Below are 17,498 nucleotides of genomic sequence, written 5' to 3'. Positions count from 1 at the left end.
TCAAAATGCAATTTTGACCGGAGTTTCTTGCAATGCGTATCGCGCTAGTTGCTGCATTAATGTTAACCGCAGTTTCGGCCCAGGCCGATGTAAGCCTGGTGGGCACCCTGAAAGAAAAGGCCCTGTTATCGGTTAACGGGGGCGCACCACGCACTTTCCCGGTTGGTGCGACGCTGCCTGATGGTAGCAGATTGGTTGGCGTTACGTCTGGCGAAGCCACCATTGAAGAGGGCGGCAAGCGGTATATCATCCGCCTGGGCGAGTACGCGGCATCCAAATCCAGCGGTGGCAACTCGATGGTGCTGTCGCCCGATCCGAACGGCCACTACTCGGTGGCGGGCGAAATCAATGGTTTTCCTGTCAATATGATGCTCGATACCGGCGCTACGCTGGTGTCGATTCCTGCCGCGTTGGCGGGCAAGATGGGCATCGACTACAAGAACAAGGGCCGCCGCGCCTTCAGCCAGACCGCCGCCGGCACGGCGCCGGTGTGGATTGTCAAACTGGACAAGGTCAGGGTCGGCGAGTTTGAATTCGCCAATGTGGAAGGCTCCATCAACGAAGCCGGCCTGGGTGTGATTCTACTCGGCAACTCCGTGCTCAAGCGGCTTGATATGAAGACCGAGTCGGGTCTTCTGACGCTGACAAAGCGTTTCTAGCATACAGCGCCGCCACCACGTCCGACTGGGTCACGATGCCGGCGAAGCGGTCCTCGTGATCGAGCACGGGAATGTGGTGGAAGCCGGAATCGGCCATCAGCGGCACCAGCTCCGTGATAGGCGTGTCGACGCGCGCCGTGCGCGGGTGCTTCACCATGATCTGGCCCACCACTTCGGGCTTCTCCGAGTGCGTGGTGCCGGAAGGGCGCAGGAAGTCCAGCAACTGGCGGCGCATGCCGTGGTAGTCATCCAGCCCGCCGTGCGTCATGAAATCGCTGGTGGTGACGATGCCGATCACGCGCCGCACCCGGTTCAGCACCGGTACCGCGGCAATGCGGTGCTGGCGCATCTCGCGCCAGGCATCGGCCAGCGGCGTCGCGAATTCCGCCGTTACCACGTCCTTCGACATGATGTCGCCGCAGGTGATGACGCCGAAGCGGCGCTGGTAGGCGCGCATTTCGGTTTTCAGGAACAGCTCTTCCAGGTCGTCGCGGCTGATATCGAGCTCCTGGTTGTACTGGCGCAGTACCGCGTCCAGGTCTTCCGGCTGGAAGCCGAAGCGCGCCGTCGGCACCTCGTCTTTCGTCGCGTGCGGGTTCGGGTGCAGCAGTTGCTGGCTGTGCGGATAACGGCGTCCGGTCAGGTTGTTATAAACGATGGCCGCGAGCACGATCAGAACGCAGTCCAACAGCACCGGCCCCAAAGGCAGGCGGTAGCCCATGGCGTGCACGGCCGGGCCGCCAATCACCATCATCAGGGCCGTGGCGCCACCGGGCGGATGCAGGCAGCGCAGCGCGAACATTGCCGCAATCGCCAGCGGCGTGGCCAGGGTGGCGGCCAGCGGGCCGGGAGCGAAGAACTGCACGCACACCACGCCCATCAGGCCGGAGACCACGTTGCCGCCAATGACAGCCCAAGGCTGCGCCATCGGGCTGGCCGGAAGGCAGAACAGCAGCACGGACGAAGCGCCGATCGGCGCCACCAACCACATGGCGTTATCGCCCAGCAGGTAGTGGGCAACGAAACTGGTGATCAAAAGCCCAAGCAAGGCGCCGAAGCTGGCGCGCAAGCGCTGGCGCTGGCTGGTATTGCTGCGGGCGGGAAGCAGGGAGAGAAGCGCGGATTTCAGCATCCGGCCATTATCCCACGGTTGGCTGTTACTCTCAGCCACCCGCCCCGTGCGACACCAGGTCAAGCGGCAGGCTGGTGGTGTACTTGATCTGCTCCATCGAGAAAGCGGACGAAACGCCGGTCAATTGCGCGGCCTTGATCAGCTTCTTGTAAAAACGGTCATACCCCTCGATGTCGGTGGTCACTACTTTCAGCAGGTAGTCGACGTCGCCGCTCATGCGGTGGAATTCCTGCACTTCAGGCAGCGCCACCACGGCGGCGGCAAACCTGGCCAGCCACTTCTCATCGTGCTGGCTGGTGCGCACGCTGACGAACACGGTGACGGGCAGGCCCGCCTTGCGGCGGTTGACGATCGCCACGCGGCGGTCGAAATATCCATCCTCTTCCAGCCGCTTCAGGCGCTTCCAGCATGGCGTGGTGGAAAGGCCAACCTTTTCCGCCAGCTCAGCCACAGAGAGCGTGCCATCCACCTGCAGCGCTCCCAGGATCGCATAATCGAAGCGATCGAGATCATTCATTTTTGTTTATATCGATATTTGGAATGCTTATTCTACATCAAGGCCTGTTTGGGGTAATTTTGGAATACCTGATTCACTGCCAGTTCGTAAACTATTGAGTATGAGCAAAGAAATCTACCTCGACGGGAACGCCACCACCTGCGTGCTGCCAGCGGCCATCGACGCAGCGGTGCAAGCCATGCGCGATTGTTTCGGCAATCCCAGCAGCACCCATGCCACCGGCCTGCAGGCCAAGGCCATGATGGACTCCGTGCGCCAGCGCGCGAAACGCCTGCTGGGCGTGGGCAATGGCCGCATTATGTTCAACAGCGGCGCCACGGAAGGCATCCAGACCGCCGTACTGTCGGCGCTGTGCGCGCTGCGCGAACGCCGCGAGCGGGGCGAAGCAATCGGCAGCCTGCTGGTGTACGGCGCCACCGAACACAAGGCGGTGCCGGAAGCGCTGGCGCACTGGAACCGTTTGCTGGGCCTGGGGCTGGAACTGAAAAAGCTGCCGGTCGACGCCGACGGCCGCCACGACCTGGCCGCGCTGCGCGCATTGGCACCGCAAGCGGCTTTCGTTTGCACCATGGCGGCCAATAACGAAACCGGCGTGGTATCCGACCTGGTTGGCATTGGCGCGACGCTGGTAGGCAGCAAGGCGCTGTGGATGGTCGACTGCGTGCAAGGCCTGGGCAAGCTGCCGCTGGACCTCGGCAACACGCGTATCGACTACGCGCCGTTCTCCGGCCACAAGTTGTATGCGCCGAAGGGCATCGGCATGCTGTACGTGCGCGAAGGCGCGCCGTACACCGCGCTGGTGATGGGCGGCGGCCAGGAAGCCGGCCTGCGCTCCGGCACTGAAAACATGGCCGGAATTGCCGCACTGGGCGCCGTGCTGGCAGCGCTGGAGGAGGGCGGAACCTTCCGCTCGCCGACGGAGCTGTATGGCTTCCGCGAAAAGCTGGCTACCAGCCTGCGCGCAGCCTTCCCCGGCATCGTGTTCAATGCACCGTTCGACAAGGCGCTGCCGACCACACTGAACTTCTCCGTGCCCGGCTTGTCGAGCAAGGAGCTGCTGGACGTGTTCGACGCCGCCAATGTGCGCGTCAGCGCCGGCAGTGCTTGTTCCGCCGCCAAGGCGGCACCAAGCTATGTGCTGGACGCGATGGGCTTGCCGGCCTGGCGCAGCAGCAGCGCGGTGCGCATGTCCTTTGGCCCGCTGGCCGGCGAAGAGATCATCGACGAAGCCTGCACGCGCATCGAGCGCTGCGGCCAAGCCCTGCGCAATGCGGGCCTGATGGATACGCCGGTTTCCGGTACCGTCGTGCCGGAAGGCCTGCTGCAACTAAGCCTGGCGGGCAATCACACCTGGCTGCTGCTGGACGCGCCTTCGCGGCAGTGCATCGTGATCGACCATCAGGCCGAACTGGGCGAACGCATCGACAGCCTGCTGCATAGCCACGGCTACAAGGTCTCCGCGCGCCTCAGCACGCGCGACGGCGGCGCGGAAACCGACAGCTTCGTTTTCGGCGCACACACCGTGCGCCGAGCGGCGCTGGATTCAAGCCACACGGGTTACCTGCTGTGCAGCGGCGACAAAGTCGATTACGCCTTTACCGGCCTGGCAGCGTTGTCCGGGCTGGCCGGCAAGCTGCCCGCCGATGCGCTGGTATGCGCGGGCCGCGAAGAAGTGAACGCCTGCTGCACCAGCCTGCGCGCCGAAGCGCAAGGCAGCATGGCGGGTGCGGACCTGAACCTGGACAGCATTGCGTTGGCTCGCTTGCTGGAAGCGCATCCGCAAGCGGTGCTGGTGGATGTGCGCGAAACGTATGAGCAAGCCGCTTGCATTCCCGGCGGGCGGGCGGCCGAAAGCGTGCCATTGAGCCGCCTGGCAGCCTTCGTGCCAGGCTGGCTGGACGCGGTTGACCAGCCGCCGCTGGTGTTCTTCTGTCGCAGCGGTAACCGCAGCGCCAAAGCCGCGCAATGCCTGCGTCGCCTCGGCTACCGCAATGCCTACAGCCTGGGAGGCGGCATCGCGCTCGCGTCACCGGCACTGGCGCTGGCCGCATGAGTTTTTGAGGTTGTATCCTGCTTGCGGCGGCCGATGGCCGCCGTTTTTTTTGCGGCTATCTGGCGGGAAAATGGCGCAAGACGAAGATCGCTATCCCCACCAGCAACATAAGGTCCGTAGCTATCCCAATTCGCAGTGTTTTTTATCTTCGACTTTCAACAAAGGCAAGGAGATTTCCGCACATGACAGATGTCGATTGACCAACGAATCGCCCGGGCGCGCAGTTGCGGGGGGCGTTACCTTGTCGGCGGGGTCCTGCTCCTGGGCGTCGGCGGTATTCAGGGCCTGGACGACCAGTAGCAGCGGAACGGCGATTTTCTTCATGTAAATGGCAGTGGCTTTTTTGGAAACACCGCAGGATACACCTGCCACTGCGGCTTGGCAGCATCTGCCGTGTAACTGGTATGTAACTTTCGAATTAAGCTGCTCAATCTTTCGTATTGACATCCTTGCTTTCGTTATGATCTGATGTTTTCATTGTATTTCTTTCGAAATAGGGGGCGAAATTGCGATTCGAGGGCATCAAGCGCTTGGCCATGCTGGGCATCATGATGACGGCGCTCAGCGCCGCAGCGGCCACGTCACACTTTTCAGTAGTGGGCGACCGTTTCGAACTGGATGGCAAGCCATACATCATCCGTTCCGGCGAAATGCACTACGCCCGTATCCCACGCGCGTTCTGGCGCGAACGCTTGCAGCAGGCACGCGCCATGGGACTCAACACCATCACGACCTATGTGTTCTGGAACCTGCACGAGCCGGAACCGGGACGCTTTGATTTCCGCGACAACCTGGACCTGGCCGCCTTCATCCGCACGGCGCAGGAAGCCGGCCTGAACGTCGTTCTGCGTCCGGGGCCTTACGTTTGCGCGGAACTGGACTTTGGCGGTTTTCCGGCCTGGCTGTTGCGCACACCCGGTTTGCGCGTGCGCAGCATGGATCCGCGCTTCCTCGCGGCGAGCGCGCGCTATTTCAAGCGCGTGGCGCAGGAGGTGGCGCCGCTGCTGTCCTCGCGCGGCGGCCCGATCCTGATGACGCAGGTGGAGAACGAATACGGCTCCTACGGCGACGACCATGATTACATGGCGACGATCCAGGAGCAGCTGCGCGAAGCGGGCTTTGATACGCCCCTGTTCACCTCGGATGGACCTGACCCCACCTTGCTCGACCGCGGCACCCTGCCCGGTGTGACGCCGGTGGTGAATTTCAATGGCGGCGTGGACGACGTCAAGGAAGCGTTTGCGCAACTGGCTGCGTTCCGCCAGAACGTGCCGCGCATGGCGGGCGAGTATTGGGCGGGATGGTTCGACCACTGGGGCGAGCGGCGCCACCAGACCAGCCCAAAGCTGGCGGCGGACGCCGTGGACTGGATGCTGGAGCAGGGCATCTCGTTCAACTTATATATGGCACATGGTGGCACCAGCTTTGGTTGGCAGCCTGGCGCCAACAGCCAGGGCAGCACCTACCAGCCCGACACCACCAGCTATGACTACGATGCGGCCATCGATGAGGCCGGCCGTCCAACGCCAAAGTTCTTCGCCATCCGCGACGCCATTGCGCGTCACTTGCCGCCTGGCGAGCGCCTGCCCGACGTGCCCAAGCCAGCATCAACCATCGCCATACCGCGCTTCTCGCTCGATGAATCGGTAGCGCTGGTCGATTCCTTGCCGAAGCCTGTCGCTTCCCGCCTTGCCCGCAATATGGAAGCGTATGGGCAAGGCTACGGCTTCATCGTGTACCGCAAGCGCTTTGCCGACGGTGCGAAGGGTAAGCTCGATCTCGGCGCGGTACGCGATTACGCGCACCTACTGGCCGACGGCTCCACCTTCGCCGCGCTCGACCGCAGGCGCAACGAGAACACGACGGAAGTCGACCTCAAGGCAGGCAGCACGCTGGACGTGGTGGTGGAAAATATGGGGCGCGTCAATTTCGGCCCTATGCTGGCGGATGAACGCAAAGGGCTCGTGCGCTCCGCATCGCTGGCAGGCAAGCCGCTGCTCGATTGGGAAGTGTTCTCGATGCCGCTGGCTGACTTGTCGACCTTGCGCTTCAAACGCGGTGCGCCCGCGCGGCAAGGGCCTACCTTTTGGCGCGGCCATTTCCGGAGCGACGCGCAAGGCAGCACCTTCCTCGACACGCGCGCACTCGGCAAAGGACATGTGTGGATCAATGGTCGTCACCTCGGCCGTTACTGGCGCATCGGCCCGCAACAGAGCCTGTTCCTGCCTGGCCCCTGGCTGCGTCAAGGCGAGAACGAGATCATCATCCTCGACCTTGATGGCGCGGCAGAAGCGCCCAACGTGCAGGGCTTGCGCGATCCGGTTTTCAGCACGCCGGGTTAGCAAAAAAATTCGTGCTCTTGCCGAGGTGAAATTCAGCGAATGAAATGGGCTGATCTGTAACGGACCCATATGTACGCTAGCGAACAGTCACCTGCCGTGCGCCCGCCTAACATTGCTTGGAACATACTGCCGGTCTGCGCGGCAGTTCTAAGAATAAGTGTGAGGCCCCCTTGAAAGAGAACCCCTTTTTATGGCCGGCCGCAAGTGCCGGATTCAAGGAATCGGAATCAGGGTCCCTGGAAAAAGGGACTGGTGAGGAAGATGATTTGCCCCTGCGCGGTGAGCTGTTCAGCGCGCAACAGATGGAGCAGCATGGCCGAACGCTTGCCGCAAGCCATGAGCTTAGCAAGCGTGGCGGCGGCGACCGCCTGTTGGCGCGGCTGAGCGAAAACGAAGCGCTGATCGGCTCCACCTGCGAAGGCTTGACCGAGGCGGTCAAGGAAGGCCGCCAGATCACGCCCGCTTCCGAATGGTTGCTCGACAATTTCTACCTGATCGAAGATCAGATCCGCACCGCGCGGCGCCACCTGCCGAAAGACTACAGCAAGGAATTGCCGCGCCTAGCCAAGGGCGCCCCGCAAGGCACGCCGCGCGTCTACCAGATCGCGCTGGAAATCATTGCGCATGGCGACGGCCGCGTCGATCCGGAGAGCCTGAGCCGCTTCGTCGAGGCCTATCAGGAAGTGGCGACGCTGAAGCTGGGCGAGCTGTGGGCCATCCCGATCATGCTGCGCCTGGCCCTGATCGAGAACCTGCGCCGTGTCGCGGCGCGCGTCGCCGAGAACCGCTTCCAGCGCGACCTGGCCAATAGCTGGGCCGACCAGATGGTGGAAATCGCGGACAAGAATCCGAGCGGCTTGATCCTGCTGGTGGCGGACATGGCGCGCTCAGAGCCGCCGATCACCAGCGGCTTCGTGGCCGAACTGGCGCGCCGCCTGCAAGGACAAAGCCCGGTGCTGACGCTGGCGCTCAACTGGATCACCTACCGCCTGGCGGAGTCGGGCCAGACCATCGAGCAGCAGATCCAGGCCGAAATTCATATGCAGGCTGCGGAGCAGGTGTCGATCGCCAACAGCATCGGCAGCTTGCGCTTCCTCGGCACCATGGACTGGCAAGAGTTTGTCGAGACCATGAGCGTGGTCGAGCAGACCTTGCGCCAGGACCCGGCCGGGACCTATCCGGACATGGATTTCTCCACGCGCGACCAGTACCGCCACAGCGTGGAGCGCATGGCGCGCTATTCGCGTGCAACGGAGGCTGAAGTGGCGCAGCAGGCGCTCGAGTTGGCGCGCACCCGTGCCGCCGACCACGATACGCGCCTGCATCATGTCGGCTATTACCTGGTGGGCGACGGCACGCTGCTGCTGGAACGCCAGGTCGGCGTGCGCCTGCCGCCGCTGCGCTCGCTGAAGCGCACCATGCGTACCTCGCCGCTGCTGTCTTACCTCGGTGCGATCGGTGCGCTATCGGTGATCGCCACCGCGCTGATGCTGGAACGTGCCTGGCGCGACGGCGTGCAGTCGTGGGCGCTGGTGGTGCTGGCTATCCTCGGCCTGATGGGCAGCAGCCAGCTGGCACTGGCCCTGGTCAATTGGGTTGCCACGCTGTTTGTCGAGCCGCGGCCTTTGCCGCGCATGGATTTCCGCGACGGCATCCCGTCGGACGCGCGCACCATGGTGGTGGTGCCGACTTTGCTGTTCAGCCGCGAGAATGTCGATGAGTTGTGCGAACAGCTCGAGGTCCGTTTCCTCGCCAACCGCGACCCCCACCTGCGCTTTTGCCTGCTGACCGACTTCGCCGATGCGCAGGAAGAGACGCTGCCATCCGATGCCGCGTTGACCGAGCGTGCGGCCGCCAACATCGCGCGCCTGAACTTGAAATACTCGGAACAGGGCGCGCCGGCGCCTTTCCTGTTGCTGCATCGCCCGCGCCGGTGGAACGCCTCCCAGCGTGCCTGGATGGGCGAAGAGCGCAAGCGCGGCAAGCTGTCCGACCTGAACCGCTTCATGCGCGGCGGTGCGCAGGAGGCGTTCGCCCTGATCGTCGGCGATATCGACGACCTGCCGGCGTTCAAATACGTGATCACGCTCGATAGCGATACCCAGTTGCCGCGCGATGCCGCGCGCCAGTTTGTTGCCAGCATGCGCCATCCGCTCAACCAGCCGCGCATCGACCAGCGCCTGCGGCGCGTGGTGGCCGGCTACGGCATCCTGCAGCCACGGGTGGCGGTCAGCCTGCCGAGCGAAGATGCGTCGCGCTATGAAAAGCTGTGCGGCGGTGAGCCGGGCATCGACCCCTACACCCGCACCGTCAGCGACGTATACCAGGACGTGTTTGCGGAGGGTTCTTTCATCGGCAAAGGCATCTACGATGTCGATGTGTTCGAGGAGGTGCTGGGCAAGCGCTTGCCGGACAACCGCATCCTGAGTCATGACCTGCTGGAGGGCTGCTACCTGCGTGCCGGCCTGCTGAGCGACGCGCAGCTCTATGAACACTATCCGGCGCGCTACCGCGACGACGTGAGCCGGCGCCAGCGCTGGATGCGCGGCGACTGGCAATTGCTGCCCTGGCTGATGCGGCGCGTGCCGCTGGCGGGCGGCAAGCACGAAAACAATCCGCTCTCCACACTGTCGCGCTGGAAGTTGTTCGACAACCTGCGCCGCAGCCTGGTGGCGCCGGTCCTGACCCTATCGCTGCTGATGGCTTTTGCCGCCCTGCCGCATCCATGGTTCTGGGCCTTGGCCGTGCTGGCGATCATCTTCCTGCCGCCGCTGGTAAGTTCCACCTACGACTTGCTGCGCAAGCCGGACGACACGCTGTGGAGCCAGCACGTGACGACGTCGTTGCGCCGCAGCGGCATGCAGTTCGCACACGCCTTGCTGACATTGGTGTTCCTGCCATATGAAGCGTATATCAGCCTGGATGCGATCGTGCGTACCGGCTGGCGCCTGCTGGTATCGCGGCGCCGCTTGCTGGAATGGCATGCTTCGGGTCTGTCGCGTTCCGGTACCGGCCTGGCCAGCAACTGGCGCACCATGTGGATAGCGCCGCTGCTGGCGCTGGGTGCCGGGGCCGGGCTGGCCATGTTGCGCCCCAAGGCGTTCGAGGCGGCACTGATCTTCGTCGCAGCCTGGTTCGCCTCGCCGCTGGTGGCCTGGTGGATCAGCCTGCCCATCGCGCGCGTGCAGCGGGCATTGAAGGAAGACCAGAACCTGTTCCTGCACAAGCTGTCGCGCAAGACCTGGCTGTGGTTCGAGACCTTCGTCGGACCGGAAGACAACTGGCTGCCGCCGGATAATATGCAGGAGCATCCGAGCCAGGTGGTGGCGCACCGCACCTCCCCCACCAATATGGGTTTGGCGCTGCTGGCCAACCTGACAGCCTACGACTTTGGCTACATCAGCGGCGGCCAGCTCGCGGCGCGCACGGCCAGTACGCTGGACAGCATGTCGCAGCTGGAACGTCACCAGGGCCACTTCTACAACTGGTACGACACCCAGTCGATGAAGCCGCTGCACCCGATCTATATCTCCACCGTCGACAGCGGCAACCTGGCCGGCCACCTGCTCACGCTGCAGGCCGGCCTGACCGGCATCGCCGAACTGCCGATCGTGCACCCGAACGTGGCGCAAGGCCTGGCCACCACCTGCGCCCTGGTGCGCGAAGCCGCTGCCGCAGCCGGCGGCGCGGCGGCCGAAGCGCTGAGCGCTCTGGAATCCGCCCTTGCTCCATCGCCAGCCGTCTATCCACCGAGCCTGCGGCAGCAGCGCGCCTGGCTGGTGCGCGCTTGCGAAGGCGCCGAACAATTCCTGCGCCAGGCATCGGTGCCGCTCGACCCGCAAGTTGCGGCATGGGCTGGCGCGCTGCATTCGCAATGCCGCAGCATGCTGGAGGAGCTGGATGGCTTCGCGCCGTGGATCACGGCGCAAACAGAGGCCCAATACGACACCACGCTTGACCGTGTGCCGAGCCTGCGCGAACTGGCAAGCTGGCCGTTGCCTGGCGCGGCGCTGAGCGACCTGGCGCCGGACGAACGCGAACGCCAGCAGCAACTGGCAACGCTGGTGGAGCAAGGCGCGGCACGCGCGCGTGAACGCCTCGACATGCTGAACCGGCTGTCGCACCAGGCCAATGAATTCGCCCAATGCGAGTATGGCTTCCTGTTCAACCAGACCACAAAGCTGCTGGCCATCGGCTACAACTTGAGCGAACGACGCCTGGATGCAAGCTGCTACGACCTGCTGGCTTCCGAAGTGCGATTGGCCAGCTTCGTCGCCATCGCGCAGGGGCAGCTGCCGCAGGAGCACTGGTTCGCCATGGGGCGCCAGCTTTGCATCGTGCACGGGCAGCCGGTGCTGCTATCCTGGAGCGGCTCGATGTTCGAGTACCTGATGCCGCTGCTGGTGATGCCGACCTACCCGAGCACGCTGCTGGACCAGACCTACCAGTCGGTGGTGGCGGCGCAAGTGGAGTATGCCAAACAACGCAACGTGCCGTGGGGGATCTCCGAGTCGGGCTATAACACCACCGACGCGGCATTGAATTACCAGTACCGCGCCTTCGGCGTGCCCGGCATCGGCTTGAAACGCGGCCTGGCGGAAGACCTGGTGGTGGCCCCATACGCCACCATGCTGGGGCTGATGGTCGATCCCGATACATCGTGCCAGAACCTGCAGAAGATGGCGGCCATGGGCTTCACGGGGCGCTATGGCTTCTACGAAGCGATCGATTACACGGCGGCGCGCCTGCCGCGCGGCCAGCAATATGCCATTATCAAGTCCTTCATGGTGCACCACCAGGGCATGGGATTCCTGGCGCTGAGTTATGTGCTGAACGACCGGCCAATGCAGCGCCGCTTCGAATCCGATCCGCTGCTGCAATCGACCTTGCTGGTGCTGCAGGAACGCAGCCCGCGCATCGGGGCCTTCCATTCGGCCAGCGCGGAGCAGGCTTCGGTGCGCAGCACGGTGCCGGACCAGGCCGCGCCGATGCGCATCATGAGCCAGCATACGCCGCCGATTCCGGAAACCCAGCTGCTGTCGAATGGCCGCTATCACGTGATGGTGAGCAGCGCCGGCGGCAGCTACAGCCGCTGGAACAACCTGGCCGTGACGCGTTGGCGCGAAGACAGCACGCGCGACAACTGGGGCCAGTTCTGCTACGTGCAGGACGTGGAGGATGGCGCCGTCTGGTCCACGACGTACCAGCCGACCCAGGCTGAGCCGAAGCGCCTGGAAGTGATCTTCTCCGAAGGCCGGGCCGAGTTCCGCCGCAGCGACAACGAGATCGAGTTGTACACCGAAATCGTGGTGTCGCCGGAAGACGATATCGAGATGCGCCGCACGCGCATCAGCAACCATTCGGACCGGCGCCGCATCATCGAGATCACCAGCTTTGGCGAGGTGGTCATGGCACCGGCACCGGCCGACAATGCGCACCAGGCATTCAGCAAGCTGTTCGTGCAGACCGAGATCGTGAAAGACGAAAGCGCCATCCTGTGCACACGCCGCCCGCGCGGCAAAGACGAGAAGACGCCGTACCTGCTGCATGTGATGACGGTGCACGATGCGCAAGTGCAGCAGGTCTCCTACGAGACCGACCGCGCGCGCTTCATCGGCAGGGGCAACACGGCGCAGCTGCCGCTGGCATTGCAGGAGCCGGGGCCGCTGTCCGGCAGCGAGGGATCGGTGCTCGATCCGGTAGTGGCGATCCGTTACCGCATTGCGCTGGAGCCGGGCCAGGTGTCGGTGATCGACGTGGTGACCGGCATGACCGATACGCGCGATGCCGCGCAATACCTGATCGACAAATACCAGGATCGCCACATGGCGGACCGCGTGTTCGAATTGGCGTGGACGCACAGCCAGGTGGTACTGCGGCAGTTGAACGCCAGCGAGGCCGAGGCCCAGCTGTATGCGCGTCTGGCCAACCATGTGATCTATCCGAACGCGGCCCTGCGCGCCGAACCAGGCATCCTGGTGCGCAACCAGCGCGGCCAGTCCGGCCTGTGGGCTTACGCGATTTCCGGCGACTTGCCCATCGTGCTGATGGAAATCCGCGATGCCTCCAATATCGAACTGGCGCGCCAGCTGGTGCAGGCGCACGCCTACTGGCGCCTGAAGGGGCTGGTGGTGGACCTGGTGATCTGGTACGAAGACCGTTCCGGCTACCGCCAGGCGCTGCATGACCAGATCATGGGCCTGATCGCCTCCGGCCTCGATGCGCAAGCGATCGATAGGCCGGGCGGTATCTTCGTACGGCCGACGGAAGGCATCGCGCCGGAAGACCGCGTGCTGCTGCAGACCGTGGCGCGCGCCGTCTTGAGCGATGAGCGCGGCACGCTGGCCGAGCAGCTCAAGCGCGGCGTGGCGCCGACATTGCGCATGCCGCCGCTGATGGCGGAGGGACGTGCCGAGACGGCTGAAGGCGGTGCTGCCGCGGGCGTATCCTTGCCGGATGACTTGATCCTGGTGAATGGCCTGGGCGGCTTCACGCCGGACGGCAAGGAGTACGTGATCGCCACCGGTGCCGGGCAGCGCACGCCGCTGCCGTGGTCGAACGTGATTGCCAACGCGCAGTTCGGCAGCGTGGTGTCGGAAAGCGGCCAGGCCTATACCTGGCAGGAAAACGCGCACGAGTTCCGCCTGACGCCGTGGCATAACGACCCGGTGTCGGACCTGAGCGGCGAAGCGTTCTACTTGCGCGACGAGCAGACCGGCCGCTTCTGGTCGCCGAGCGCCTTGCCTGCGCCGGGCGCCGGCAGCTACCTGACGCGCCACGGCTTCGGTTACTCTTCGTTCGAATATGCCGAAACCGGCATCAGCAGCCGCATGACGACATTCGTGGCGCTGGATGCACCGGTGCGCTACACGGTGATCCGCGTGCGCAACGATTCCGATATCGTGCGCAAGCTGTCGGTGACAGGCTATGTGGAGTGGGTGCTGGGCGATATGCGCTCCAAGTCGGGTATGCATATCGTGACCGAGATCGATCCTGTGACCGGTGCGCTGTTTGCACGCAATGCCTACAACACCGAGTTCTCCGGCCGGGTAGCCTTCTTCAATGCCGACGCTTCGGTGCGCACGGTGACGTGCGATCGCACGGAATTCATCGGCCGCAACGGCAGCCTGGCGCGGCCGGCCGCGCTGCGCCGTGTGCGCTTGTCGGGCAAGGCCGGTGCGGGACTGGATGCCTGCGCAGCGATCCAGGCGCCATTCGAACTGCAACCGGGACAGGAACGCGAGATCGTGTTCGTGCTGGGCATGGGCGGCCGCCGCAACGCCGACGCCACCAATGTGGTACAGCGCCACGGAGGACGCGGCGCGGCGCTGCAAGCCTTGGGCGAAGTGCACTCGCACTGGGACAAGGTGCTGGGCGCGGTGCAGGTCCAGACACCCGAGCCGGAGCTGGATGTGCTGGCCAACGGCTGGCTGATGTACCAGACCATTGCTTGCCGCATGTGGGCGCGCAGCGGTTACTACCAGAGCGGCGGCGCGTTCGGATTCCGCGACCAGTTGCAGGATGCGATGGCGATGGTGCACACCCGGCCCGACATCCTGCGCGAGCACCTGATCCTGTGCGCAGCGCACCAGTTCGTGGAAGGCGACGTGCAGCACTGGTGGCACCCGCCGTCCGACCGCGGCGTGCGGACACACTGTTCGGACGACTACCTGTGGCTGCCGCTGGCGGCGTGGCGCTACGTCTCGAGCACGGGCGACATGTCGGTGCTGGACGAGCAAGCGCACTACCTCGAAGGCCGTCCGGTACAGCCGGAAGAGGATTCCTATTACGACATGCCGAGCCGCTCGGTCCATGCCGGTGATGTGTACGAACACTGCGTGCGCGCCATCCGCAACGGCTTGCGCTTCGGCGAACACGGCTTGCCGCTGATCGGTTCCTGCGACTGGAACGATGGCATGGACAAGGTGGGCGAGCATGGCAAGGGCGAAAGCGTGTGGCTGGCCTGGTTCCTGATCGAAGTGCTGCAACGCTTCGCCGAGGTGGCCGAGCAGCGCGATGACGCGCCGTTCGCCAACGAATGCCGCGAGCAGGCCAAAACGCTGGCCGCCAATATCGAAGCCAATGCCTGGGACGGGCAGTGGTATCGGCGCGCCTACTTCGACGACGGCACGCCGCTCGGCTCGGCGCAGAACGAGGAATGCCAGATCGACTCGATCTCGCAAAGCTGGGGCGTGCTGACCGGCGCCGCCGACAATGCGCGCGTGGAAGGCGCGATGGAGCAGGTGGAAGCGCGCCTGGTGCGGCGTGATTTCGGACTGATCCAGCTGCTCGACCCGCCGTTCGACAAGGCCGACCTGAACCCCGGCTACATCCGCGGCTACGTGCCCGGCGTGCGCGAGAACGGCGGCCAATACACCCACGCCGCCATCTGGACCGTGATGGCCTTCGCGCGCCTGGGCGACGTTGAACGCGCCTGGGACCTGATGCGGATGATCAACCCGGTACGGCACGGCTCCAGCGCCGAAACGTGCGCACGCTACAAGGTGGAACCGTATGTGGTGACAGCCGACGTATACGCGGTCGAACCGCATGTCGGCCGCGGAGGCTGGAGCTGGTACACCGGCTCTTCCGGCTGGATGTACCGCCTGCTGCTCGAATCCCTGCTCGGCCTGACGCGCCAGGCCGACAAGCTGCTGCTGGCGCCGCGCCTGCCCGCCGCCTGGCCCGGCTTCACGCTGCACTACCGCCACGGCAGCAGCACCTACATCCTGCGTGTCACCCGCGGCGAAGCCAGCGCGTCGCCAACCGAGATTGCGCTGGTCGACGACGGCACCACCTACGAGATAGACATTAAAGTGTAATTGAAAGTCGGGGTCAGCTCTGGCTTCTCGAGGAGCTTTGCGCTTCGCGCAGGGCAAATGTCCGATTGCCAGAGCTGACCCCGACTTTAGGTGTGCTATCCTCTGCGCGCTTGTAACAACAGAGAGATGCCATGTTCCGACTGTCCTTGCCTGCTGCCGCTGTGGTGGCTGCGTTTGCGTTGCCTGCATGGGCGCAAGATCCGCTGAGCTTTGCACGCTATGACCAGGTGCGCACGACCGACTTGCACCTGGACCTGAAAGCCGATTTCGCGCGCAAGACACTCGACGGTTATGCGGAACTGTCGCTGAACTGGATCGACAAGTCGGCCCGCACCCTGGTCCTCGACACGCGCCAATTGAAGATCGCGCGCGTGCAGGTGCGGCAGCCGGACGGCAACTGGGCGCCGGCTTCCTTCATGCTCGACAAGCAGGACCCGAAGAAGGGCCGCGCCCTGCGCATCGCCCTCCAATCGCAGCCTGACAAAGTGCGCGTCTATTACCGCACCGCGCCGACCGCCAATGCACTGCAGTGGATGAATCCGGAGCAGACGCTGTCCGGCAAGCGCCCGTTCATGTTCAGCCAGTCGGAGCCGATCGAGGCGCGTTCCTGGGCGCCGGTGCAGGATACGCCGGCAGTGCGCTTCACCTACAGCGCCCACATCAACGCGCCGGCCGGCATGCGCGTGGTGATGAGCGCGGAAGGCGACCAGCACGCCACCGGCAAGGGCGGCTGGAACTTCAAGATGCCGCAGCCGATACCGTCCTACCTGCTGGCCATTGCCATCGGCGAGATCGAACTGCGCAACCTGGGCCCGCGCACCGCGGTGTATGCGGAACCTGGCCGCATCGAAGCGGCAGCCTACGAACTGGCCGACACCGAGAAAATGGTGAACGCGGCCGAAGCCCTGTTCGGCCCTTATCGCTGGGGGCGTTACGACATGCTGGTGCTGCCGCCATCGTTCCCGATCGGCGGCATGGAAAACCCGCGCATGACCTTCCTGACCCCGACCATGATCGCGGGCGATCGCAGCTTGAACGACCTGATCGCGCACGAGCTGGCGCATAGCTGGTCCGGCAACCTGGTCACCAACGCGTCGTGGAAGCATTGGTGGCTGAACGAAGGCTTTACCACCTACGTCACCACCCGCATTGTGGAGAGCCTGTACGGCAAGGAAGTGGCCGACATGAACCTGCAAGTGGAACAGGCCGAAGCCATCGCTTCGTTGAAGGATATTCCGCCCGCCAAGCAAGCCTTGCTGACCAAGGATGCCGACACCAGCCCTGACAGCTACACCGACGAGGGCCTGGCTTATCCCAAAGGCGCCTGGCTGCTGCACACGCTGGAGCAGCGCGCCGGCCGTGAAGTGTTCGATCCTTTCCTGCGCGGCTGGTTCGACCAGCACGCTTTCCAGTCGGCGACCACCGGCGAATTCGTCGACTACTTGCGCAGGAATCTGCTGGCGAAGAATCCCGCCATCATGGGCGAGGCGGAGCTGGACGAATGGCTGCACGGCAGCGGCATTCCGGCCAGCGCGCAGTACGTGAATTCGGCGCGCCTGGCAGCGCTGGATGCCAAGCGTGAAGCCTGGTTGAAAGGCGAACTGGCGACCAGCCTGCTGGAGACGCAGCAGTGGGTCGCGCTGGAATGGATGCATTTCCTGAACGGCATCGACGCCAAGGCCAATGCCGCGCAGATGAAGGAACTCGATGAAGCCTTCAAGTTGCGCGACACCAGGAACAATGAAATCGGCTTCCGCTTCCTGTTGGCGTCCGTGCATGCCGGCTACGGCGTGCGCGAGCCGTTGCATGCCTTCCTCATGAGCGTGGGTCGCCAGAAGTTCGTGGTCCCGCTGTACAAGGCGCTGCTGAACAACCCGAACGAAGCATCGTGGGCCAGGGGCGTGTATGCCAAGGCGCGCTCGCGCTACCATCCTGAGACCCAGGGCTCTGTCGATAAACTGCTGAAGAAATGA

The 17,498-nt window shown here is 64.2% G+C and carries 8 protein-coding genes; 5 read left to right on the top strand and 3 right to left on the bottom strand.

The window, feature by feature from the left end:
• Window positions 1–59: 59 nt before the first annotated feature.
• Window positions 60–659: a retropepsin-like aspartic protease family protein gene (locus BM269_RS05675; RefSeq protein ID WP_170860292.1), complete on the top strand. Its 600-nt coding sequence runs from the start codon at window positions 60–62 to the stop codon at window positions 657–659.
• On the opposite strand, the gene BM269_RS05670 is transcribed toward BM269_RS05675, so the two are convergent.
• On the bottom strand, window positions 601–1,791 hold the full coding sequence (locus BM269_RS05670; protein ID WP_090436055.1) for an HPP family protein: 1,191 nt from the start codon (window positions 1,789–1,791) through the stop codon (window positions 601–603). The two genes, BM269_RS05675 and BM269_RS05670, sit on opposite strands and share 59 nt — an antisense overlap.
• Window positions 1,792–1,822: 31 nt before the next feature.
• Complete coding sequence (locus tag BM269_RS05665) at window positions 1,823–2,308, bottom strand: Lrp/AsnC family transcriptional regulator (RefSeq protein ID WP_090436054.1); 486 nt, start codon at window positions 2,306–2,308, stop codon at window positions 1,823–1,825.
• Window positions 2,309–2,408: 100 nt separating this feature from the next.
• Between BM269_RS05665 and BM269_RS05660 the strand changes: the two genes are divergently transcribed.
• On the top strand, window positions 2,409–4,361 hold the full coding sequence (locus BM269_RS05660) for an aminotransferase class V-fold PLP-dependent enzyme (RefSeq protein ID WP_090436053.1): 1,953 nt from the start codon (window positions 2,409–2,411) through the stop codon (window positions 4,359–4,361).
• 120 nt (window positions 4,362–4,481) lie between these two features.
• Here the strand turns inward: BM269_RS05660 and BM269_RS28990 are convergent, their stop codons facing one another.
• Window positions 4,482–4,685, bottom strand: a complete 204-nt coding sequence (locus tag BM269_RS28990; RefSeq protein ID WP_139232673.1) for a hypothetical protein — start codon at window positions 4,683–4,685, stop codon at window positions 4,482–4,484.
• A 182-nt stretch (window positions 4,686–4,867) separates the two neighbouring features.
• On the opposite strand from BM269_RS28990, the gene BM269_RS05655 reads away from it, so the two are divergent.
• From BM269_RS05655 to BM269_RS05645, 3 genes are all read left to right on the top strand, one after another.
• Entirely contained in the window at window positions 4,868–6,703 is a 1,836-nt protein-coding gene (locus tag BM269_RS05655) for a glycoside hydrolase family 35 protein (RefSeq protein WP_211482664.1), read from the top strand.
• A 266-nt stretch (window positions 6,704–6,969) separates the two neighbouring features.
• Entirely contained in the window at window positions 6,970–15,525 is an 8,556-nt protein-coding gene (locus BM269_RS05650; protein WP_373994381.1) for a GH36-type glycosyl hydrolase domain-containing protein, read from the top strand.
• 131 nt (window positions 15,526–15,656) lie between these two features.
• Window positions 15,657–17,498, top strand: a complete 1,842-nt coding sequence (locus BM269_RS05645) for a M1 family metallopeptidase (protein ID WP_090436051.1) — start codon at window positions 15,657–15,659, stop codon at window positions 17,496–17,498.

Origin of the sequence: Duganella sp. CF458, assembly GCF_900113115.1 — a bacterium.
In the GTDB taxonomy this organism is placed as follows: domain Bacteria; phylum Pseudomonadota; class Gammaproteobacteria; order Burkholderiales; family Burkholderiaceae_D; genus Rugamonas.
This window is presented reverse-complemented; position numbering and strand designations above follow the sequence as displayed.